The organism is Micromonospora sp. NPDC050795, assembly GCF_044456785.1.
Classification (GTDB): Bacteria; Actinomycetota; Actinomycetes; order Mycobacteriales; family Micromonosporaceae; genus Micromonospora.
Map to the genome: position 1 here is coordinate 24,591 of NZ_JBITGE010000003.1, position 19,237 is coordinate 43,827.

At 67.3% G+C, this 19,237-nt stretch carries 20 protein-coding genes and 1 riboswitch; of the genes, 12 read left to right on the forward strand and 8 right to left on the reverse strand.

The window, feature by feature from the left end; genetic code table 11:
- Window positions 1-8: 8 nt before the first annotated feature.
- Window positions 9-144, reverse strand: a riboswitch (SAM riboswitch).
- A gap of 68 nt (window positions 145-212) precedes the next feature.
- The gene (locus ACIBEF_RS03735) at window positions 213-1,175 is read right to left on the reverse strand and encodes a DMT family transporter (protein WP_396790894.1); all 963 of its coding nucleotides are present in this window, start codon (window positions 1,173-1,175) and stop codon (window positions 213-215) included.
- A gap of 91 nt (window positions 1,176-1,266) precedes the next feature.
- On the opposite strand from ACIBEF_RS03735, the gene ACIBEF_RS03740 reads away from it, so the two are divergent.
- The 3 genes from ACIBEF_RS03740 (at window position 1,267) to ACIBEF_RS03750 (ending at window position 2,517) form a co-directional block, all read left to right on the forward strand.
- On the forward strand, window positions 1,267-1,572 hold the full coding sequence (locus ACIBEF_RS03740; RefSeq protein WP_355005850.1) for a metalloregulator ArsR/SmtB family transcription factor: 306 nt from the start codon (window positions 1,267-1,269) through the stop codon (window positions 1,570-1,572).
- A 137-nt stretch (window positions 1,573-1,709) separates the two neighbouring features.
- The gene (locus tag ACIBEF_RS03745) at window positions 1,710-1,916 is read left to right on the forward strand and encodes a type II toxin-antitoxin system HicA family toxin (RefSeq protein WP_396790897.1); all 207 of its coding nucleotides are present in this window, start codon (window positions 1,710-1,712) and stop codon (window positions 1,914-1,916) included.
- Window positions 1,909-2,517, forward strand: a complete 609-nt coding sequence (locus tag ACIBEF_RS03750) for a hypothetical protein (RefSeq protein WP_396790899.1) — start codon at window positions 1,909-1,911, stop codon at window positions 2,515-2,517. Before ACIBEF_RS03745 ends, ACIBEF_RS03750 begins: the two co-directional genes overlap by 8 nt.
- 223 nt (window positions 2,518-2,740) lie before the next feature.
- Here ACIBEF_RS03750 and ACIBEF_RS03755 read toward each other — a convergent pair whose 3' ends face one another.
- The 3 genes from ACIBEF_RS03755 to ACIBEF_RS03765 are packed head-to-tail and all read right to left on the reverse strand — an operon-like array spanning window position 2,741 to window position 8,914.
- On the reverse strand, window positions 2,741-6,157 hold the full coding sequence (locus ACIBEF_RS03755; RefSeq protein ID WP_396790901.1) for a DEAD/DEAH box helicase family protein: 3,417 nt from the start codon (window positions 6,155-6,157) through the stop codon (window positions 2,741-2,743).
- 46 nt (window positions 6,158-6,203) lie between these two features.
- Window positions 6,204-7,379 (reverse strand): restriction endonuclease subunit S, encoded by a 1,176-nt coding sequence (locus tag ACIBEF_RS03760; RefSeq protein WP_396790903.1) that lies wholly within the window; start codon window positions 7,377-7,379, stop codon window positions 6,204-6,206.
- A complete protein-coding gene (locus ACIBEF_RS03765) occupies window positions 7,376-8,914 on the reverse strand; it encodes an N-6 DNA methylase (protein ID WP_396790905.1) in 1,539 nt (512 codons plus the stop codon). The genes ACIBEF_RS03760 and ACIBEF_RS03765 overlap by 4 nt, the downstream gene beginning before the upstream one ends.
- Before the next feature lie 215 nt (window positions 8,915-9,129).
- Between ACIBEF_RS03765 and ACIBEF_RS03770 the strand changes: the two genes are divergently transcribed.
- The 3 genes from ACIBEF_RS03770 to ACIBEF_RS03780 all read left to right on the forward strand — a co-directional run bounded on the left by ACIBEF_RS03770 (window position 9,130) and on the right by ACIBEF_RS03780 (window position 10,713).
- Complete coding sequence (locus ACIBEF_RS03770; protein ID WP_396790907.1) at window positions 9,130-9,393, forward strand: hypothetical protein; 264 nt, start codon at window positions 9,130-9,132, stop codon at window positions 9,391-9,393.
- 109 nt (window positions 9,394-9,502) lie between these two features.
- On the forward strand, window positions 9,503-9,907 hold the full coding sequence (locus tag ACIBEF_RS03775; protein WP_396790909.1) for a hypothetical protein: 405 nt from the start codon (window positions 9,503-9,505) through the stop codon (window positions 9,905-9,907).
- Between the two features lie 5 nt (window positions 9,908-9,912).
- Entirely contained in the window at window positions 9,913-10,713 is an 801-nt protein-coding gene (locus tag ACIBEF_RS03780) for a hypothetical protein (RefSeq protein WP_396790911.1), read from the forward strand.
- A 6-nt stretch (window positions 10,714-10,719) separates the two neighbouring features.
- On the opposite strand, the gene ACIBEF_RS03785 is transcribed toward ACIBEF_RS03780, so the two are convergent.
- Window positions 10,720-11,172: a hypothetical protein gene (locus tag ACIBEF_RS03785; RefSeq protein ID WP_396790913.1), complete on the reverse strand. Its 453-nt coding sequence runs from the start codon at window positions 11,170-11,172 to the stop codon at window positions 10,720-10,722.
- A gap of 110 nt (window positions 11,173-11,282) precedes the next feature.
- Here ACIBEF_RS03785 and ACIBEF_RS03790 point away from each other — a divergent pair, with 110 nt between their 5' ends.
- Both ACIBEF_RS03790 and ACIBEF_RS03795 read left to right on the forward strand, forming a co-directional pair.
- Window positions 11,283-11,924 (forward strand): hypothetical protein, encoded by a 642-nt coding sequence (locus tag ACIBEF_RS03790; RefSeq protein ID WP_396790915.1) that lies wholly within the window; start codon window positions 11,283-11,285, stop codon window positions 11,922-11,924.
- On the forward strand, window positions 11,921-12,496 hold the full coding sequence (locus ACIBEF_RS03795) for a hypothetical protein (protein WP_396790917.1): 576 nt from the start codon (window positions 11,921-11,923) through the stop codon (window positions 12,494-12,496). The genes ACIBEF_RS03790 and ACIBEF_RS03795 overlap by 4 nt, the downstream gene beginning before the upstream one ends.
- Before the next feature lie 303 nt (window positions 12,497-12,799).
- Here ACIBEF_RS03795 and ACIBEF_RS03800 read toward each other — a convergent pair whose 3' ends face one another.
- The gene (locus ACIBEF_RS03800; RefSeq protein ID WP_130405124.1) at window positions 12,800-13,033 is read right to left on the reverse strand and encodes a winged helix-turn-helix domain-containing protein; all 234 of its coding nucleotides are present in this window, start codon (window positions 13,031-13,033) and stop codon (window positions 12,800-12,802) included.
- A 226-nt stretch (window positions 13,034-13,259) separates the two neighbouring features.
- Here ACIBEF_RS03800 and ACIBEF_RS03805 point away from each other — a divergent pair, with 226 nt between their 5' ends.
- The 4 genes from ACIBEF_RS03805 (at window position 13,260) to ACIBEF_RS03820 (ending at window position 15,463) form a co-directional block, all read left to right on the forward strand.
- Complete coding sequence (locus ACIBEF_RS03805) at window positions 13,260-13,814, forward strand: hypothetical protein (RefSeq protein ID WP_396790919.1); 555 nt, start codon at window positions 13,260-13,262, stop codon at window positions 13,812-13,814.
- Between the two features lie 484 nt (window positions 13,815-14,298).
- On the forward strand, window positions 14,299-14,547 hold the full coding sequence (locus tag ACIBEF_RS03810; RefSeq protein ID WP_396791269.1) for a DivIVA domain-containing protein: 249 nt from the start codon (window positions 14,299-14,301) through the stop codon (window positions 14,545-14,547).
- Window positions 14,535-14,789: a hypothetical protein gene (locus tag ACIBEF_RS03815; RefSeq protein ID WP_396791271.1), complete on the forward strand. Its 255-nt coding sequence runs from the start codon at window positions 14,535-14,537 to the stop codon at window positions 14,787-14,789. Before ACIBEF_RS03810 ends, ACIBEF_RS03815 begins: the two co-directional genes overlap by 13 nt.
- A gap of 68 nt (window positions 14,790-14,857) precedes the next feature.
- Window positions 14,858-15,463 carry a DUF4232 domain-containing protein gene (locus tag ACIBEF_RS03820; RefSeq protein ID WP_396790921.1) on the forward strand — a complete coding sequence of 202 codons (606 nt, stop codon included), beginning with the start codon at window positions 14,858-14,860 and terminating at the stop codon, window positions 15,461-15,463.
- On the opposite strand, the gene ACIBEF_RS03825 is transcribed toward ACIBEF_RS03820, so the two are convergent.
- Entirely contained in the window at window positions 15,453-16,319 is an 867-nt protein-coding gene (locus ACIBEF_RS03825) for an ABC transporter permease subunit (RefSeq protein WP_357222952.1), read from the reverse strand. The two genes, ACIBEF_RS03820 and ACIBEF_RS03825, sit on opposite strands and share 11 nt — an antisense overlap.
- On the reverse strand, window positions 16,319-19,183 hold the full coding sequence (locus ACIBEF_RS03830) for an alpha/beta fold hydrolase (RefSeq protein WP_396790924.1): 2,865 nt from the start codon (window positions 19,181-19,183) through the stop codon (window positions 16,319-16,321). Before ACIBEF_RS03830 ends, ACIBEF_RS03825 begins: the two co-directional genes overlap by 1 nt.
- Window positions 19,184-19,237: the final 54 nt, after the last annotated feature.

Genomic DNA, 19,237 nt, shown 5'->3' on the forward strand with positions numbered 1-19,237 from the left:
CGAGAGTCCTCTCATCTTTCCCCGCATCGCACGGTGCGGCGGGGACGGAATTGGCACCTGCCCCGCGGGTCGCTCAGCGGTGAGCGCGCGGGGTGGTTGCCGGGGCGTCGTCGGGCCGTATCCCTCAGCCCCTCTGGATGAGGTATTCAGTTGTGCCGTCGAGTCTAGGACAACGCTGTCGGCCCCTGCTACCACTGATCCCAGGTATTGGGTCAGCGGAAACTCACCGCGACGGGGTCGGTCACCGCGATCGGGTCCGTCACCGCGCTCGGCCGGGGCAGCGACGTGGCCCGGGGCCGGGCGGCGAGGTTCGCGGCGATCAGGGCGGCGATCGTGATGGAGGCCCCGACCAGCTCGACGGGCTCCGGGCGGTAGCCGCGGGCGATCTGCACCGCGAAGGTGGTCACCGGGACCAGGTTCATGAACAGCGCGGCGTTGGCGGCACCGAGTCGCTGCACGCCGGTGTTCCAGGCCAGGACCGCGATCACGGCGCCCACCAGCACGGCGTACGCCAGTTGCGGGGCGACCGCCACGAGGTCGGCGGCGGCCGGCGCGTGCTGCCAGCCGACGGCGTCGGCGCCAATGCTCAGGACGAGCATGGCGGCCGTGCCGGCGAGCGCGGTCAGTGTGGTGAAGCGCAGCGGCGACCACTCGCCGAACCGGCTGGCGCCGTGGGTGTAGATGCCCCAACCCAGCACCGCGCCGATCATCATGAGGCCACCGAGACCGAACTGTCCGAGGCCGTCCAGGCTCCCGCGCGTGATCACCAGACCGACGCCGAGGAGCGCCACCAGGGAGAGGGCCAGCAGGAGCGGCTTCGGGCGTACGCCGTCGCGAGCCCAGCGGACCAGCTGGGTGATCACCGGGGTCGTGGCCACGAAGAGGGAGATCTGCTGCGGGGCGGCGTGTTCGAGCGCCAGGTTGGTGAGCAGGTTGAAGCCCGCGAAGCCGACCACTCCGAGCACCACCACCTCCAGCGCCCGGCCTCCGTGGCGGAGCGCGCCGGCACCCTCGCGGAGCAGCAGGATGGCGACCAGGACGACGGCGGCCAGCAGGTAGCGCGCGGTGGTCAGGTTGAGCGGGTCGACCCGGTGAAGCGCGCTGGCCAGGATCGGGAACATCACGCCCCAGCCGAGCACGGCGACCAGTGGGTACGCGGTTGCGCGGGATCGCATCGGCAACTCCAATGTTCGAGTATCGTCGAACCAACGACACTGACCATAGGGCGTCGTTCGATGGTTGTCGAACAAGGGTTACACTGGTCACATGGAGCCGCACGAACCCGACCTGACCGCCGTACCGGTCACCAACGTGCTGGCCGCACTCGCCGACGACGTGCGGCTGCAGATCGTCCGGGCGCTCGCCGAGGGCGGCGAGTCCGCGTGCGGCAGTTTCGACTTCGGCGTCTCCAAGGCGACCCGCAGCCACCACCTCAAGGTGCTGCGCGAGGCGGGGCTGACCCGGACCCGGGCGGCCGGCACCAGCCGACTGGTCCGGCTCCGCCGGGACGAGCTGGACAAGCTCTACCCCGGCCTGCTGGACGCGGTCCTCACCCAGCGCCCGCCGGCGTAGACGAGCCAGGCAGACAAGCCGCGCCTGCGCTCGAGTGCGGCACAACGAATAGGCAGTGTCGGTGCGGGTGAGACACGTTCGGATGGAGGACACTGCTGTGCATGGGGAGCCAGTGGCCATCACTGAAGGCGCGAGCCTTGCTCAGATTGCTGATGAACGAGCTTGGCTATCGCATCGAGCGGCAGTCCGGCTCCCACCGCCGCCTCGTCGCCAGCGGCCGCCCGGCGATCACCTTTGCCTTCCACGACAAATCCACGGTCTCACCCCGTGCAGTCGGCGTCATACTGGTACAACAGGTCGGGCTCACCCCCGAGGAAGCCAGGAAGGTGCTGAAGAGTGCGTGAAGACGTCATTGATCTGATCGTGATCAGCCCGGCCACAGACGACGAGGACTGGGCGTTCTACAGCCCTCAGGTGCCGGGGCTGGTGGGCGGACGCAGCAGCCTGCTTCAACTACGCGCAGACCTGCCGGAGATCCTCCGCTTCGCGGACGTCCCGTTGCCAGTGCGAATCCGGACTCATTTGGAGGACGTGTACGACTTGGCTGGAACGAGTTACATCATCCGCCTGAGTCAGGACGGGCACAGGACCGAGCGTTCCGCCACCGCGCAGCGCCTACGCGCCGCTCTCACCGTGGCAGAGCAGCGGGAGCAGTTGCTCTCGTCGCCACGCACCAGGACGGGCGAGGTCCTTTTCATCGCCGCAGTGCCCTCGGACACTTTGCACGGCCTCTCCACACAACTTCATCCGTCCGGTGACGCGGCAGTGGTGGTCTGCAACGTGGCTGACGAGCTTCTCTGGTCATCCCATCTCACCAACGCCGCGGATCTTGATGCTGCCGCCAGACCGCTGGGCGACCTCGGGCTTTCCGGCGAAACGACGATCGCGGAGGTCATGCGCCAACGCCCCGCGGGTTCCCCGGCACCGGCGTTGCTGGCCAGCTAAACGGCGAGCGGTCCGTGGCACTTTGCGTCCGCGAGGTCGTCGGCACCACCCGCAACCCCGACCCGGACGCGTCGATGAGGCTGCGGCGACACGCGGTATTGATGTGGTCAGACGGACGCCCTTCGGGCAGCGGCAGCAGACCGTCCGGCTGGCCGGGATGATGCCGCCCCGGCGGCGGGAGCGTGCAGGGCCAGGATCAACACACAGAGGTGCTACGGCCCCGCTATGCCACCTCGCTGACCGGCTTGGCGTTGTTTTTGATCGAGCGGAGGATCGAGACCAAACGGTCGGCGTCGGGGTTGGAGAAGAGCGCCTCGGGCCCGCGCGGGGCGACGCCGTTGAACGGGGACTCGTAGAGGCGCCCCGGCTCCATCACACCGTTCACCGTCAAATCGTTGACGATCAGGTTGATGAAGTCGAGTTGGGCGGCGTTGAGGGCACGGTCGACGAGGAACTCGCTGAACGCGTCCCGGGCCGCATCGCGGTCCAGCCCGACCAGTGAGCGGATGAAAAGGCCCAGTCCCTCCGAGGATCGCCGGGCCTGATCGATGTCCTGCTTGTCGCCGACGCCGCTCTCGCCGAGCATCCGTTCCAGCTCGGCGAGGTCGGTGCCGGAGAGTTGCCGGTTGCGGCGCAGCTTCTGCACGGCTACGTGATCTTCGTGGGTGCGCAGGTAGACGCGCATCTTCGCGCGGAAGCGTTCCAGGTCGGTGCCGACGGTCACCCCGCTGAGCGGCAGCTCGACCTCCTGGTCGATCTCGTCGGCGAAGTTGGTGAAGACGAGGGTGCGACGCGCCTTCGGCACCAGCCGGACCAGATCGCGCATCCGGCGCCGAGCCAGCTCCAGCATGGGCAGCGTGACGTCCTGCCACCACTCGTCGCCGGCCACCTCGTCGAGCAGTTGGGCCCGTTGCTGGATCATCGGGATGGTGGTCTGCTCCAGCAGCGCCGAGGCGATCTCCTGGACCTCGGTGCGGTGCCGGTTGAACCGACTGTCGGGCACCAGCAGGCCGAGCTGCATCCGCAGGATCAACAGGTCGAAGCGCTTGGCCTCCTCCCCGTCGTCGCGAACTTCGCTGGGCAGACCAGCGAGGCCACCGACGAGTTGCGCGGACGCCTCGGGCGACAGCCGGTGCCAGTTGGCGAGGTCGATGTAGTACTCGACGAGGCGGCGCTGCGGACGCACCACGACGTTATCCAGGCGCATGCCCTGGATCCGACCGTGCAGGTCCCGGGCAATGTCCCAACGCAGCCCCGCTTCGCTCTGCGTACCGTCGGATGCGTCGCTGTCGGCGGTGTCAGCGGGTCGGCGCTGGTCAAGCTGGCTGACCAGCTCGACCTTTGCCTTGAAGATACGTTCGGTGAGGGACGGGCTGAGCGAGCCCTCGGTGGTGGTCGGGTCCTGGCTGAAGTACTCAAAGTTGCCGCAGAAGTCGAAGACGAAGAAGTCCTTCTTGTGGATACCGGGGGCATACAGGTCGGGCCGGAGGCGGGTGCCCCGGCCGAGCATCTGGGCGAACTTCGTCTTGGACCGCACAATCTTGAAGAACACCAGATTGACGACGTCGGGGACGTCGATGCCGGTGTCGAGCATGTCGACGGAGATGGCGATGTGCGGCTGCTTGTCGGGCAGCGAGAAGGTGTCGATCAGGCCCTGCGCGCGCTCCACCCGGTGCGTGATGATCCTGGCGAAGTCGCCCCGGTAGTGCGGGTAGTTGGCGTCGAAGCGCTTGGCGATGAACTTCGCATGCTCGTTGTTCTTCGCGAAGATGATCGTCTTGCCGATCCGGTCACCACCGGCCACCCGGTGACCTCGGGTCATCAGGTATTGGAGGACCTTGTCCACCGTGTCGGCGTTGAAGAACCACTTGTTCACCGCCTCGGCGCTGACCTCGTCAGGCACGTCGACGTCGTCGCCCCACTCCAGGGCGTCCCAGTCGTCCTTCTGCTGCTCGGTCAACTCGTCGTACCGCAGGCCGGAGCGCTGGATCCGCAGGTCGACCGCGACCACCCGCGGCGGCACCAGATAGCTCTCGTCGACGGCCTCCTCCAGGGTGTACGCGTCGGTGGGGACCCCGTCGACCAGGTCGAACAGGCCGTAGGTGTTGCGGTCGACCTCGTCCTTGGGGGTAGCGGTCAGCCCGACGAGCAGCGCGTCGAAGTAGGAGAAGATCGTTCGGTACTTCTGGTAGACCGAACGGTGCGCCTCGTCGATGACGATCAGGTCGAAGTGCCCCGGACCGAAGCGGCGCAACTCGCCGTCGGTCTGGTTGATCAGCCCCAGCATGGTCGGGTACGTCGAGACGTAGACCCGGCCTTCGCCGACCTTGTCCTCGGTCAGGTTGATGGTGGTCGCGTCGGGCAGGTGCGCGCCGAACGCGTTGGCGGCCTGGTTGACCAGGGCCACCCGGTCGGCCAGGAACAGCACCCGCTTGACCCAGTTGGCCCGCATTAGCAGCTCGACCAACGCGATGACGGTGCGGGTCTTGCCCGCGCCGGTTGCCATCACCACCAGCGCCTTGCGCTGCCAGTCGACTTCGAAGGCCTCGGAGATCAACCGGATCGCCCGCTGCTGGTAGTGCCGTTCGACGATTTGGCCGTCGATGGTCAGCTCGGCGAGCCGCCGCCGGGTGGTGCGCCGCTGCACGAGTAGTTGCAGCTCGTCGCGGGTGTAGAAGCCCTGCACCGGCCGGGGCGGATAGCAGGCGTCGTCCCAGAGCCAGGTCTCGTAGCCGTTGGTGTAGAAGATGACCGGCCGCTGCCCGTACGCCGCTTCGAGCGCGTCGGCGTAGCTTTTGGCCTGCTGCTGGCCGGTGAGCGGGTCCCGGCGGGTGCGCTTCGCCTCGATCAGGGCGAGGGGCTTGTCGTCGTCGCCCCACAGCACGTAGTCGACCCGCCCCTTGCCCGAGCCGTGCGGCAGGCCGATGACCGGAAACTCCCGATCCCGCGCCTGGTCGAGCCGCCAACCCGCCTCGGCGAGCAGCACATCGATGTAGCGGTCGCGGGTCTCCTGCTCGTTGTAGTCGTGCTCGTCCGGCCGAGCCGCGTTCGCGGCCTTGGCCGCCGCGATCTGCGCACGCAGGGCGGCGACCTTCGCGTCCAGGTCGGCATTGTCGGCCTCCGCCGCGGCGAGGGCGGCATCCCGGGCGGCCAGCCGCTCGTCCAACGCGCGGACCTCGGCGCGGCTCTGCTCCCGCACGTCCGCCGGGCGCGGCACGAGCGCAGGGTCAAAGACAAGAGCATCCGGGGGTACGTTGGCAGCGTCCCGGGTGTAACGACGAGCAATCCAATAGGTCAGGTCGAACAGGTCCCGGACAACCTGCTGGCCAACCGGCTCGGGCACCTGCCCCTTGTCGTGCACCGCCGAGTTTCCCTTGATGCGAATGATCTGCATCTTGGCGGTCATTGTCGCCCCGACCAGGTTCTTCATCGTCGGCTCGGTGATCAGCCCGATGAGCCGAGTATCGTTCGGCTTCCGCAAGGTCTGATCGGCGCGATACAGCCACTTCACCGCGTGTTCCAGGCAGCGACGAGCGTAGAAGCAAGCCGTACGCGGATTGACCAGAGCGTTCAGCTCGGCCTGTTCGGCCTCGGCGAACAACTCGGGCCACTCGGCGCGCAGGAACACGAAGTTGCTCATCGACGAAGATCCTCCCGGCGTGTGGACAGCCCTCGATCATCACACATCAAAGCTCCCCACGAAAGGCTCTGTCCTGAAGCGACGCGAAGAGCGCGTCAAGCTCGGCCAGGCTCGCCTTGTGCGGCACTCGCAGGCTCTCAATCTGTGCCACCCGGGCAGCAAATTCGTCCTGCAGCGACAAGGGTGGCTGAGGTATGGCGATGCTCTGCACTTCCTTGGCGTTGATGTTCGCCATGCCAACGATGCTCTTCGCCATACCGCGCAACACCTGCTTGCAGTAGCGGGTGTTCAGATAAGCGGCCAAGTATTCCGGGTTGGTTTGAGAGTTGACCCTCAATCGCACGAGGTAGCCAGCGTAACCCATTGGCTCCTGCCGCCGATAGATTGCGGATTTTCCGACGAGTTCGGCGCTGTTAGTTCGGTTGAACAATACGTCACCCGCACTTACCAAGTAGCGGTCACCAATCGTCGCCGAGGCGAGATACTTGAGGTCCTCTAGATTCAATTCTCCACCGTAGGTGAGGTTCCCCATTCGCAAAATTGGCAGCTCACCGACCAGTGACGCTTTCTCGCTCGTCCCATAGGTTGCCGAAACAATCAGATCGCCGATTCGCACTATCGGCCAAGCCTTAGGATTCCATGCCGGATCACCAAACATTTCGAAGAAGAGGGACCGCTCAAGCTCGCCGAGCGCGGTCGTGACCTCGCGCCGACTAGCGCGCAACGCATCTACTCGGTCCAAAGCATCGACAACCCTCCGTTGCTGACTCATCGACGGCAACGGCACCTTGAGCGCCCTAAGCTTATCGATAGGGAAGTTGTCTGCCGTAGTTGCTCTCACCCAACTGAGAATCTCGGGCGACTTTGCTTTTATATAACGAGCCAAATAAGCGGGATCGACTGCATCTGAAGGGATTAGGGCCTTCATGTCTTGATTAACAGCAACAGGCACACGATTCAACCCAACAGGCAGCGTATGCTTCAAGACACCGGACCGCACAACAACAAGAATAGAGTTTGCTTTAACCAGTCGTGCAGCACTCTCATTTAGACCAAGCCTGGTGATACATACCTGAGAGTTGTCAATGATCCAAGACTTCATATCCTTCGGTGTAACCCATGGAATATCCCCACCGAAGTAATCCGGATTACTGCGGGTTGGAGTTCCCCCACCGACAATCTCTACCAACTCGCCGATAGGAACAGCCCGTGCCTCGTTCATCCGAGCATCGCCTTCAGGTCGGACATACCTTGCTGGATCTCGGATTCGAGGCGTTCAATATCCGCGAGGATTTCCAATGGAGGGCGGTGCTCGATCTCCTCGTGCGCGACCTCTTTGTAGCGGTTTAGGCTAAGGTCGTAGTCCTGTTCGACGATGTCGACCTTCGGCACGCAGAAGCTTTGCTCAGTTCGCGCGCGCTTCAGCTCGCCATCGTTGCGCTGCGCCCAGCGTGCCAGCACGTCCGGCAGGTTGTTCTTGGCGTGGTCGGCTTCGGTGAGGTCGGCCGACGGTCGCACACCGAGCTTGCCTTCCGGTAGCAGCGGGGTTCGCTTGTCGTCCAGGCTCCAGCCGTCGGCAGTCACCTCGTAGAACCAGACGTTGTCGGTGCCGCCGCTGTTGGTCCTGGTGAAGAAGAGGATCGCCGTCGACACGCCCGCGTACGGCTTGAAGACGCCGCCGGGAAGCTTGACCACCGCGTCGAGCTTGTGGTCGTCCACCAGCATGCGACGGATTTCCTTGTGCGCCTTGCTCGACCCGAAGAGCACCCCGTCGGGCACGATTACCGCCGCCTGGCCGCCCGGCTTAAGCAGCCGCAAGAACAGGATCAGGAAGAGCAGTTCCGTCTTCTTGGTCTTGACGACCTGGGTCAGGTCCCTCGCGGTGCTGTCGTAGTCGATGCTGCCAGCGAAGGGCGGGTTGGCCAGGATGACTGAGTACTTCTCAGCCTCGTCGGCGACGCTCTGCGCGAGCGAGTCACGGTGTTCGATGACCGGGTTCTCCACGCCGTGCAGCAGCATGTTCATGCTGCCGACCCGCAGCATAGTGCTGTCGAAGTCGAAGCCGTGGAACATCCCGTGGTGGAAGTGCTCGTTGCGCTTTGACTCGTGGAACAGGTAAGCGTGCTCTCGGCGGACGTACTCGCTGGCCTCCATGAGGAAGCCAGCACTGCCGCAGGCCGGGTCACAGATGATGTCGTCCGGGCCGGGGCTGACCATCTCCACCATGAGCTGGATGATGTGCCGGGGAGTGCGGAATTGTCCGTTGTGGCCAGCGGTGGCGATCTTGCTGAGCAGGTACTCGTACAGGTCGCCCTTAGTGTCGCGGTCCTCCATCGGGATGCCGTCGAGCATGTCGACGACCCTGGACAGCAGCGCAGCGTTGGGGATGGTGAAGCGGGCGTCCTTCATGTGGGTGGAGTAGGTCGAGCCGTCGCCGCCGAGCGTGCGCAGGAACGGGAAGACATGCTCGCCGACGGTTACGAACATTGCGGCGGCGCCCACGTTCTTGAACCGCGACCAGCGCAACTCCTCGTACGGCTTGTCCTTGGCGTCGCTGCCGGGCGGGAAGATGGGTCGTTCGATTGGTGTGCCGGTCCGGGCCGCCTTGTTGAGCGCGAGGGTGTGCAGGTCGTCCAATCGGCGGATGAACAGCAGGTAGGTGATCTGCTCGATCACCTCAAGCGGGTTGGAGATGCCGCCCGACCAGAAGCTGTCCCAGATTCGGTCGACCTTGCTTTTCAGTTCCCCAGTGATCACGAAGCCTTGTCCCACCATCTCGATACGTCTCGGCTGAGCCCGTAAGGCTACGACGCACCCGCTGATCCCGGGAACCCGCCGCCCGGCGTCTTCGGCAAGGTGTCACCTTGCCGACTGTGACGATCTCTCGGGGCAGCGGCGATACGGCAGTGTCCGATAGTGTCCGGCCCAACACGCGGAGCGAGATTGCCTCGCCCGTCAGTCGGAGGGGCTAGATGGCGAGCATCGAGGAAGTCAAAGCCGCGCTCGCCCAGGCCGCCGAGCAGGGCAACAGCACCCAGCAGCAGATCCGCGCGGCCATCGAGGCAACCGAGCAGACGCTGGCCCGGCTGCGTGCGGTGGCCGCTGGCACCGGGCATCCGACGCTCGCTGAGGCCATTGCGCGTGGCGAGCAGAGCAAGCAACGCCTCGTCGAAGCGATGGTCCTGCTCCAAGGCAGCTCGCAGGCCGCGCGCAACTACATGAACGTCCTCGGCTGATTTCTTCCAGAACTGCGCAAGCCGAGAGGGCCAGGTTGTGAGTCAGCAGAGGTCTCAGCTAATGACGGCTGGCCACCTGGGCGCTCTGTTGTCGCCCCTGGCTCAAGCAGTGACCGTTGGCCGCATCACCTGGACCACGAGAAACCACGTCACACGGGAGGGCTTGGTCCGGGTCGACACGTCGATTCCCGCGCTCGCCCCATGCCGACTCCGAGTACTAATCAACGAGCTAAAGCCCAGCGAGCCAGCATTCCAGTATCTCGCCGGTGATGGCCGGCTGGCGTTCTCGGCCCGCCGACTGTGCGTCAACACGCCACACCGCCCGTTCGCCGGCACCCACAAGCACCGGGTCGAGCCCGGCGGGGGCGAGGAGTCCGCCTACGAGCCCGACGACATCCCCATCGTTCCGCTGCAACCACGGGTGCCTCCCGGGACCTACCGTGCGATCCTGGAAGCGTTCGCTGCGGAATGCTTCATCACGTTCGGCACCGACTTCGGCTGGTCAGAACCGTGAGGGGGATGATCATGGACGCCACGACCGTGATCGGCGCGGTCCTGCGGGCCGCCAATGACAACACTGTCGCGCATCCGTACGGCGATGGTCTGCTTGTTGATCTGCCGTTGGCCTACGGCGACGGCGACGGCGTGCGCGTGCTGGTCGAGCCGATGGGCACCGGATTCCGGGTCAGCGATCGCGCGACGGCGGCCACTCTGCTGGCGATGGCAGGGGTCAACCTCTTCGCCGATCGCGCAGCAGAGGCGTTCGCAGAGATCACCCGAGGTGCTGGCCTAAACGGGGTTAATGCCGTTCCCGGTGAGCTTGCCACCTTCGGCACCGCGGACGATCTGGGCCGCCTGATTCTCTCCGTCGCACAGGCATCACTGCGTGCCGACCAGCTTCGGTGGCTCGCACCCCGGCAGGCGGGGATGAGGTTTGTTGATCGGGTTGCCGATCGGGTCACCGTCTGGGCTGGTCGCACTCGCAACCTCCAACGTGACGCGCCGATCCCGCTCGGGTCCGGGCGCACCCGCTCGGTGACGGTGCGAGTGGCCAACGACGGCAAAGCGGCTTACGTGCAAGCGCTCAGCTTGCGCGACCCGGACCAGGCAGCCGAACACTGCTACCACGTCTTCGGACTATCGACGATCGCGAAGGAGCGCCGCATTGCCGCCTTGGCCGGCTCGAAGCGAGACTGGCCGGCAGCGATCGTGACGGAGCTTCAAACCGTGAGCGATGTCGAGTTCTTTGACGACCCGCTCAGCCTTGAGCGACAACTCGACAAGATGGTTCCCCCGCCACAGCCTGCGCTTCGGGCGTAACACTCGTCAGTCTCTCTGCGCGAGTTCCACGGCCTCGGCCAGAAGCGCGTCCAGTTCCGCGTCGGTGAGATCGTCGTCGGTCAGGACCTTCTGGATGGTCGCAGCCTGGATCCGTCCGATCATCTCCTGGCTGGCCGAGTAGTCGCCCGAAGGGTCGATGGTGGTGAGAATCAACGCCTCGGCCGCTTCCACGTCGATGGCTGGGCCACCCTCACCAAGGCTTGCGCGCAGCTCAGCAACGAACATGATGACCTCCGCTCGGTCCGCTGTCGTGCCGAAACGGCGATCAACCGCGAGGAAAAAGAGAGCCGCGAGAAAGCGGGGGAAGCCATCCCAGCCAGCCGCGTCGAGCCTCGCCTCGACGGCGACGCTGGCCGCGTAGTCGCCATGAACCATGGTCCGGACGTACCCGGGCATGTCTGGATTGATCAACTTCAGGCCGCTTTCCTCAGGCGGCACACCTACTCCTGGCCGCTACGCCAGCAGGTAACTGCTGGTTGTTCCGGGGCTGACTGAGAGTACGGATTTCGGTAGGGTCGGCGACGTTCGCAACGCCGAAGGGATCATTCATGCCTCGCGTCATCATCCCGGTGGGCTTCAGCCTTGGTCCGCAGCACCGATACGTGCGCCCCGCCGATCCGACGCCCGAGTCGTGGGAGATCCATCTCGGCAGCGACATGCTCGAACTCAGCGAAGACGAGGTGGGCGTCTACGGTGCCGCGTTTCTCGACGTGGAGGGGCACTCCAAGCTCCGTGTCGATCGGGCGGCCCTGGTCCAGACGCTGTTGACCGCACCGACGCCGCAACCGGAGGCCGAGCGCCTGGTCGACAGCCTGATCGGCCGGGGGCTGCTGCTGGAGTTCGATCCGGAGGGCCCACTGGAGGATCTGTTCCGGCGATACCGCCTGTTCCCCACCGCCGAAGGCATGGGCACCACGCCCGAGGAACCTCACTTTCACCGGATGGGTCACCACAACCGCCCGCTGGTCGCCGTGCAGAACGACGCGTACGTGATGTGGGCATTCTCGTTCGTGCACCCCAACCTCTGGGATGCCTGTTCCTACTTCGCCAGGGCGGACGACGAGGAGTTGAACGAGGGCGAGGCTCCGATCGGCCTCAGCGCCGAGAACGTCGCGCGGGAGGTGGCGATGAATCTGCCGATGATGATCGCGACTCAGTGTGCGTTCCTGGACCCCGTCGCAGTGCTGTGAGCTACCGGCGTCGCGGCTATCGCAACGGCTCTCGCCGGCAGGACGGCTACCTTCGCAGCCTGCGCTATGAGGCTCCGAAAGAGGGTCTCGGCAAACTCATCGAAAAGCTCAGCGAGTGGGGCGGGGCTGCGGTCGGCCTCGCGGCGGCGACGGCCGTCGCCAAGCAAGGGGTAGCGGTGCCTCCAACCGTCCTGGCCGGCTCCGGGCTGGTGCTGGGAGCAGCATCAGGAGCGATGGCCAAAGCAGCGGTAACCGCAGCCTTCGACACCATCAAAGAACGTCGCCGAGCACGGTTGGCAGGCAGCGGCGGGAACGTCAGCGTCGGCGGCCTGGCCGTGGAGATCGAACAGCTCATCACCCTGGTCGAGCGCAATCATGATGCGCTGCGCGGAGTGGTAGACCGGATCGGCAACAACCACGCCTGGCTGATGACGGTACTCACGGGGGCGAGCCCGGCGGTCTTGCAGCAGGTCAACGGGCAATTGACCGGTGCACGCAGATCGGTCGAGGAAGCCTGCACTTTGTTGCGCCTGTCGAAGGACAACCTTCGCGGTTATCTCCGCACTATCTGACCTGATCTACGGTGCTTCTGGGCTTAACACCATTTCGTCGGCGATCGTTTGCTGGGCCAACGGCACGGCGAACTTCCGACCCTCGGGTTCGTCACTCCTAGAACGCCCACGTGCGCCGATCTTGCACTTTCGGTTGTCGATATGCGCGCAATGATCCCTAATGCCGCAACAGCAAGTGCAAGATCGCGGGGAAGGATGGCTCGGACATCTCGATCATGGAACTGCGGCGCCTGGTTTGATGCTATTCAGGCACCTTGTCGCCCACCGTTACCCCTGATCAACTGCCCTGATTGGCCAGCACGCCTACCGCTGACCGTCGGCTCGGTCACGCACGAAGACGCCTCGACCCTGATGCCCCTCGACCAGACCCTCGGCGCGCAGCGTCAGCATGGCCGACCGGATTACCTGCGTAGAGACCCCGTAGTGGGCGCACAGTTCAGAGATGGACGGCAGCTTGTCGCCAGGCTTCAGGTCGCCTGACTTGATCCGATCGCGAATCTCGGTAGCGATGCGCTCGTAGAACGGCGTGACAGACACGGTGGTACTCCCTCGTCGGCACCACCATCTGACCACTCTTCGCTTATGACATCAAGTTCTTGGTGTTTCAAGGCTTGCACTCCTGATACTAGGCATCATATGTTGAGTGCGAGGCGGCCCTCGTCGGCAAAACAAGGGCGACTCACCCCCGGGTACGCCCGGTTCGCCGGGGCGGCACCTGTGCGCCGCCCCGGCGTCTTCACAGCCCTTGAGCAGGAGGTTTGACGTGACCAATTCAGGGACCGAAATGAAAGTGCCGGCGGCGAGCGCGATCTGGTCCGTGGAGCAGGTGACGGCCGAGCTGCGCGAGACGTACCTCGCCGTCGCCGCCGCTGCTGTGCTGCTGGAACGGACCGGGGCGGGTTGCGCCCACCCGGCGATCCGGCTGGCGCGCCGCAGCGGCGAGGACGCACTCGACCTGGCCGGCGACGCCGAGCGGCAGCTCAGCGACGGCGTTCACCTGCTCCGCGCCGACGCTGACCACCAGGATCGGGCCACCATCGGCGCTCTGGTCGAGGTGCTGGACACCGTGCGGGAACAGTTGGCTGGCGCACGCGCCCGGATCGGTGCGCTCCCGGCCCGGATCACCACCGCTGGGCAGCAGCTGATCGGCCCCGAACAGCACGACCGGCCCAGCGACCCGGCGACCGAGACGGCAGCCGGGCAGTGGCACCGGGCCGCCGACCAACTCGGGCTGATGACCGAGAGCCTCTCCGCGGCGGTCGCCGCGCTCACGTCGTACACCGGCGGGTTGTCCGGCGCGGAAGCCGCGACCGCCTGAAGCCTGCCAGCGGACCTCCGCGGGAAGGAGAGGGCCCGGGGTGGGTGCCGGGCTCCGGCCGGTACGTCAGGCGCGGTCGTGCCGGCCGACCCCGCCCACCCCGGTGCCGCCCAGCCCCAGCATCGAACGAAGGAGGTCACCAGCGCTGCGTCAGGCCGAGCAGCTGTTCGTCACCCCACACCGCCTCGTCGATCATGGAGTTGTGGTGGGTGACAAAGCACCCTCAACATGACCAGATCAGGCACCACAACTCCTTGATCGACAAGGCCGGGTGCCACGTCTCCGCGATCTTGCACTTTCTGTCCCGACACATGGGGCATATCACCTGTATCGACAACCGAAAATGCAAGATCGGCAGGACCCTCCGGCTCGGTGCACATGATCTGCCAGGAAGCCTGTTCCCAGTCTCGGCAGGGGTGCCGCCACGCCCCACGCGCCCACGCAACGGTGATGGAAAGGAGCTTCAGTAGTGATCTACCAGACCATGCGGCGCTTGCTCCCCCAGCACGTCCGCGCCGCCACCTTCAGCGTCCGCCGGTGGCGCGGCCTCGACCCCACACAGGTGTACGCCTACCTTGGCCTGCTCGCCGACGAACTGGAACGGCTCACCCGCGATCTCGCCACCGCGAACACCGAGGGTGAACGCATCCGGCAGGCTCTGCGGCAGTGGCAGTCGCGGCACACCGACTGTCGGCACACCTCGACGGCCCCGAACAGCCGGTGGTCCCGGTGACCGAACCGCACTGGATCATCCACCTGCCGACCACCCTGCGGCGGGTCGACGACGCGGCGGCGCTGGCCATGGCGCTGCGCCACTCCCTCGGCCACGTGCTTGCCATCGACTTCGGCGAGACGACGCTCAGCGAGGAGGACCGGCAGATGGTGCGTACCCGGGTCTGGTGCGACAGCAGGCTCGACGGGACCGGCCGATGCGGGCACCCGACCAACCACGACGGACCCTGCCTGGCACCGTGACGCGGGCCTCGGCGGGTCAGTCCGACGCCCGACGCCAGCGAGACCCCTCCATGGGCGAGGATCAACGGATGATCGCTCGCGACACGGCAGCACTGCGACGCATCGCCGCGGCTGTCGCGACGACTCTCCTGCTCGGCGGCTGCACTCGTGACCATGAAGGCCAGGGTGGGGACCCGAGCGGACCGCCGCCCGCCGCGTCGAGGTCGGAAGCGGGCCCGACCGCCAGCACCGCGCCGCCGGCCGGGTGCCCGGCCAGCGGCGTCCGGATCCGGTCGACCGGCGGGGACGCCGCGATGGGCCTGCGCGCCCTCGGTCTGGAACTGGTCAACTGCGGCGAGCGCCCCTACCAGCTCAACGGGTACCCGGTGCTGCACGTGTTCGACGAGGAGCGCGAGCCGGTCATGCTGCGGATGGTCAACGGCGCCAAGGAGATCACCTCGGGCTTCGACCAACCACCCCGGCAGGTCACCCTCCTCGCCGGGGAGCGGGCCACCGCCGTGGTGCTGTGGCGCAACCTGGTCACCGACTCGACAGTGGTCGCCACCAACGGCGAGTTCCTGACGGTGGCGCCCGCCGCCGGGCAGCCGGCCGAGGAGGTCGACCCGGACGGGCCGATCGACCTCGGCAACACCGGCCGGATCGGCGTCAGCGCCTGGAAGAAGGCTACGACGTGATGTCCTTGCGGGTGAAGCGCCAGAACGCCAGCCCCCAGAAGAGCGTCGCGTAGCTGACCGCCGATATGCAACCGCGCACCACATCGTCGGTCTGCACTGGAGTCGACAGCAGACCCAGCCAGGCGGTGCTGAAGTGGGTCGGCAGGAAGTCACGCAGCGCGCCCAGGGCGGTGATCTGGTCCAGGATGCTGGACAGGATCCAGAGCAGGACCGCACCACCCACCGCGCCCAGCGCGGCGTCCGTGATCACCGACAGCAGGAACGCCAGACCGGCCACCACGAGCAGGACGACCGCCAGGTAGCCCAGCACGGCCAGCAACCGGAGCAACCCCTCGGTCGGTTCCAGCTCGGCGGCGACAGTGCTGCGTAGCGGCGACCAGCCGTAGCGCAGGGTGCCGGCCAGCAACGCGGTGCCGGCCAACAGCAGCAGGGCCAGTCCCGAGTACGCGAGCGCGACCACCAGCTTCACCGTCAACAACCGCGCCCGGGGCACCGGGATCGCCAGCAGATACCGCAGGCTGCCCCAGCTCGCCTCACTGGCCACCGTGTCGCCGCAGAACAGCGCGACGACCACCACCAGCAGGAACGACGCCGACACGAAGATCGAGAACAGGGTGAAATTGAGCCCGCCCGAGGTGGCCAGCTCGACCAGGCTGGCGAACTCGTTGCGGCCGTTGTCGTCGTCGCCGCCCGAGTCGAACTGGAACGCGATCAGGATGATCAGCGGCAGCAACACCATGAACCCGAGCGCCAGCTGGGTCCGCCGCCGCGACGCCTGTCGGCGGAACTCCGCCATCAGCGGCAGGGTGGCCGACGGCCGGTAGCCACGGGCCTCACCCGCGTCAGTAACAACCATCACCGGTCACCGCTTCCCCGAGAGTTCTCGCCCACCAGGGCGAGGAACGCGTCCTCCAGGCGCCGCCGGGGCACCACCCGGTCCACCCCGATGCCGGCGCGCACCAGCTCCGCCACCACCTCGCTGCGGGCCGTGCCGTTGGTGTCGACAACCAGTTGGCCGTCGCTCTCCGGCAACACGCGGACCCCGTGCAGCCGGTCCAGGACCGCCCGCGCCGCCACCGGGTCGGTGACGTCGAAGAGCACGCTCGGCGACTCGCCCACGATCTCCTCCACCGGCCCGGACGCCACGATCCGACCCTTGTTCACCACCACCGCGTGCGTGCACGTCTGCTCCACCTCGGCCAGCAGGTGACTGGAGACCAGCACCGCCCGGCCGTCAGTGGCGTACCGCTGGAGCACCCGGCGCATCTCGGCGATCTGCGGCGGGTCGAGCCCGTCGGTCGGCTCGTCCAACACCAGCAGTTCGGGGAGACCGAGCATGGCCTGGGCGATCGCGAGCCGCTGGCGCATGCCGTGGCTGTAGTTCTTGATCCTCCGGTGCACCGAATCACCCAGCCCGGCGATCTCCAGCGCCGCGTCGAACTGCGCGTCCTCCCACGGCCGCCCGGTGGCCCGCCAGTACGCCTTCAGGTTGTCCAGGCCCGACAGGTGCGGCAGGAAGCCCGGCCCCTCCACCAGCGCCCCGATCCGGGACAGTACCGGCGAGCCGGGCACCAGCCGACGACCGAAGACGTAGATCTCCCCGGCGGTCGGCTGGGTCAGCCCCATCAGGACCCGCAGGGTGGTGGTCTTGCCGGCACCGTTCGGCCCGAGCAGACCAACGACCTGACCCGGGTGCACCTCGAAGTCCACGTTCGACACGGCGACGAAGCCGTCCGCGTACTCCTTGCGCAGCGCGCGCACGGCCAGCGGGGTGTCCGCGTACTCCGGGTGCACCGAGCGGTCCTGGCGGCGGTGCCGGCGGCGGACCAGGGCGACGACCACGACGAGCCCGATCACGATGGCGGCGAGCAGACCCGCGAGCACCCAGCGCCAGATCGTCGCCGCGGTGGGGATCGGCTCACCGCTGACCGTCGGCAGGCTGACCGCACCGTCCGCGGCAACCGTGTAGACGGTCGGCGCGGCCGGCGTGGTGTACGCCTGGTCGGAGGTGGCCACCACCAGGCGCAGCCGGTGCCCGGCCTCCACCCGGCGGACGATGCCGGGCAGCGTCACGGTGACCGGGCGGGCGTCCTGCACCTGCTGTGGCAGGCCGGTGAGCCGGATCGGGGCGACCAGGCCGTTCGGCAGGGTGGCCGCCCCGTCCTTGTCGACGTCGTAGAGCTTCACGAAGAGCACCGCCTCGCCGGTCGGCGACGCCGCCCGCAGGGTGACGGTGGGCGCACCGGCCACGTCCACGGCCTCGGTCAGCGGGGTGGACTCGAACTGGGCGTGCTGGCCGGGCACGTCACCGGCCACGCCGTCCAGCAGCGAGGCGAGCCCGCCCGCGAACGGAATCGAGGAGATGGCGGCCGGGTTGCCGTTCGGCGGGTTCGCGATCGGCTGCGCCGGGCCGGCGACCGTCACCTCCCGGCGGGCGTTGCCGGCGAGGCCCGGGTAGTCGGCGCGGCGGAATCCGGTGGCGACGAGACCCCTGTCGAGCGCGTCGAAGCCGGCGATCCGCGACCAGGTGAAGTCGTCGCCGGGCGCGTCCCCCTCGCCCTTCACGTAGTGGTCGAGCCACTGGACGGTCAGGAACTTCACCCGGTTCTCGTCCGAGCTGGGTCCGCTGCCACCGTCGTGTCCGCCGGTGAACCAGGCGACCCGTACCGGGGTGCCGGCGGCGGCGATTCCCCGCGCGTTCGCGTCCGCCTCACCGAGCGGGAAGAGGGTGTCCGCCTCGCCCTGCACCAGCAGGGTGGGGGCCTTGATCCGGTCCAGCACACCGGCCGGGCTGGAGCGGCGCAGCAGGTCCACGGCGGCCTGGTCGGCGCGGCCGGTGGTGGCGATCCGGAGGTACGCGGCGCAGACGTCGGCGGCGAACCGACCGCAGGACGGGTCGGCGGCACCCGCCGGGGCGCCACCGGGACCGGTGCCGGGGCCGGCCCCCGGCCCGGGGCTGGGCGGGCCAGCCGACGCCGGTGCGCCCTGTGGCTGGGCGGCGACCGCTCCGGAGAGCCCGGCCGGGCCGGAGCCCACGTTGCCGCCACCGCCGAAGAAGAGGCCGGCCCAGCCCTTCTTGAACACGCCCTCGGTCGGCGCTCCGCCGGTGCTCTCCGGCAGGAACGCGCGGGACAGGTCGTTCCAAGTGATCATGGGCACGATCGCGTCGACCCGACGGTCCTGGGCGGCCAACAGCAACGCCAACCCACCGCCGTACGAGCCGCCGACCACACCGACCAACGGGTCGCCGGCCGCGTCGGTGCGCACCTCCGGCCGGGCGGCCAGCCAGTCCAGCAGCCGCTCGGCGTCGCGTACCTCGTAGTCCGGGTTGTCCAGGTGGATCTCACCGCCGCTGCGGCCGAAACCCCGCGCGGTCCAGGTGAGCACCGCGTAGCCGCGCCCGGCGAACTCCTCCGCGTCGGAGCGCACCGACTCCTTCGTGCCGCCAAACCCGTGCGCCAGCAGCACCGCCGGCACCTTTTGACCGGACGAGGCGTCGTCCGGCAGGTAGAGGGTGGTGTCCAGGCTCACCGGTTCGTCACCGGACGGTCCGGAGCGGACGGTGAGCATCGCGCTCTCGGTGCGTACGCCCGGTCCCTGCGGCCACACCGCCCAGGTCACTGCGGCGGCCAACAGCACGACGACCACCGCGGCGGCGATCGCACGGCGGCGGGTGGGCAGGGCACGCCGGAACCACGCGGCCGGCGACGGCGATGTCATGCGGCACACGGTACGGCCCACAGCCTGAGCGTTGGCTGAGATCCGCCGTACGTC

Coding starts and splice junctions, on each gene's coding strand:
- ACIBEF_RS03735 (WP_396790894.1), bottom strand. CDS start 1,175: ATGCGATCCCGCGCAACCGCGTACCCACTGGTCGCCGTGCTCGGCTGG.
- ACIBEF_RS03740 (WP_355005850.1), top strand. CDS start 1,267: ATGGAGCCGCACGAACCCGACCTGACCGCCGTACCGGTCACCAACGTG.
- ACIBEF_RS03755 (WP_396790901.1), bottom strand. CDS start 6,157: ATGAGCAACTTCGTGTTCCTGCGCGCCGAGTGGCCCGAGTTGTTCGCC.
- ACIBEF_RS03760 (WP_396790903.1), bottom strand. CDS start 7,379: ATGAACGAGGCACGGGCTGTTCCTATCGGCGAGTTGGTAGAGATTGTC.
- ACIBEF_RS03770 (WP_396790907.1), top strand. CDS start 9,130: ATGGCGAGCATCGAGGAAGTCAAAGCCGCGCTCGCCCAGGCCGCCGAG.
- ACIBEF_RS03780 (WP_396790911.1), top strand. CDS start 9,913: ATGATCATGGACGCCACGACCGTGATCGGCGCGGTCCTGCGGGCCGCC.
- ACIBEF_RS03790 (WP_396790915.1), top strand. CDS start 11,283: ATGCCTCGCGTCATCATCCCGGTGGGCTTCAGCCTTGGTCCGCAGCAC.
- ACIBEF_RS03810 (WP_396791269.1), top strand. CDS start 14,299: ATGCGGCGCTTGCTCCCCCAGCACGTCCGCGCCGCCACCTTCAGCGTC.
- ACIBEF_RS03820 (WP_396790921.1), top strand. CDS start 14,858: ATGATCGCTCGCGACACGGCAGCACTGCGACGCATCGCCGCGGCTGTC.
- ACIBEF_RS03825 (WP_357222952.1), bottom strand. CDS start 16,319: ATGGTTGTTACTGACGCGGGTGAGGCCCGTGGCTACCGGCCGTCGGCC.
- ACIBEF_RS03830 (WP_396790924.1), bottom strand. CDS start 19,183: ATGACATCGCCGTCGCCGGCCGCGTGGTTCCGGCGTGCCCTGCCCACC.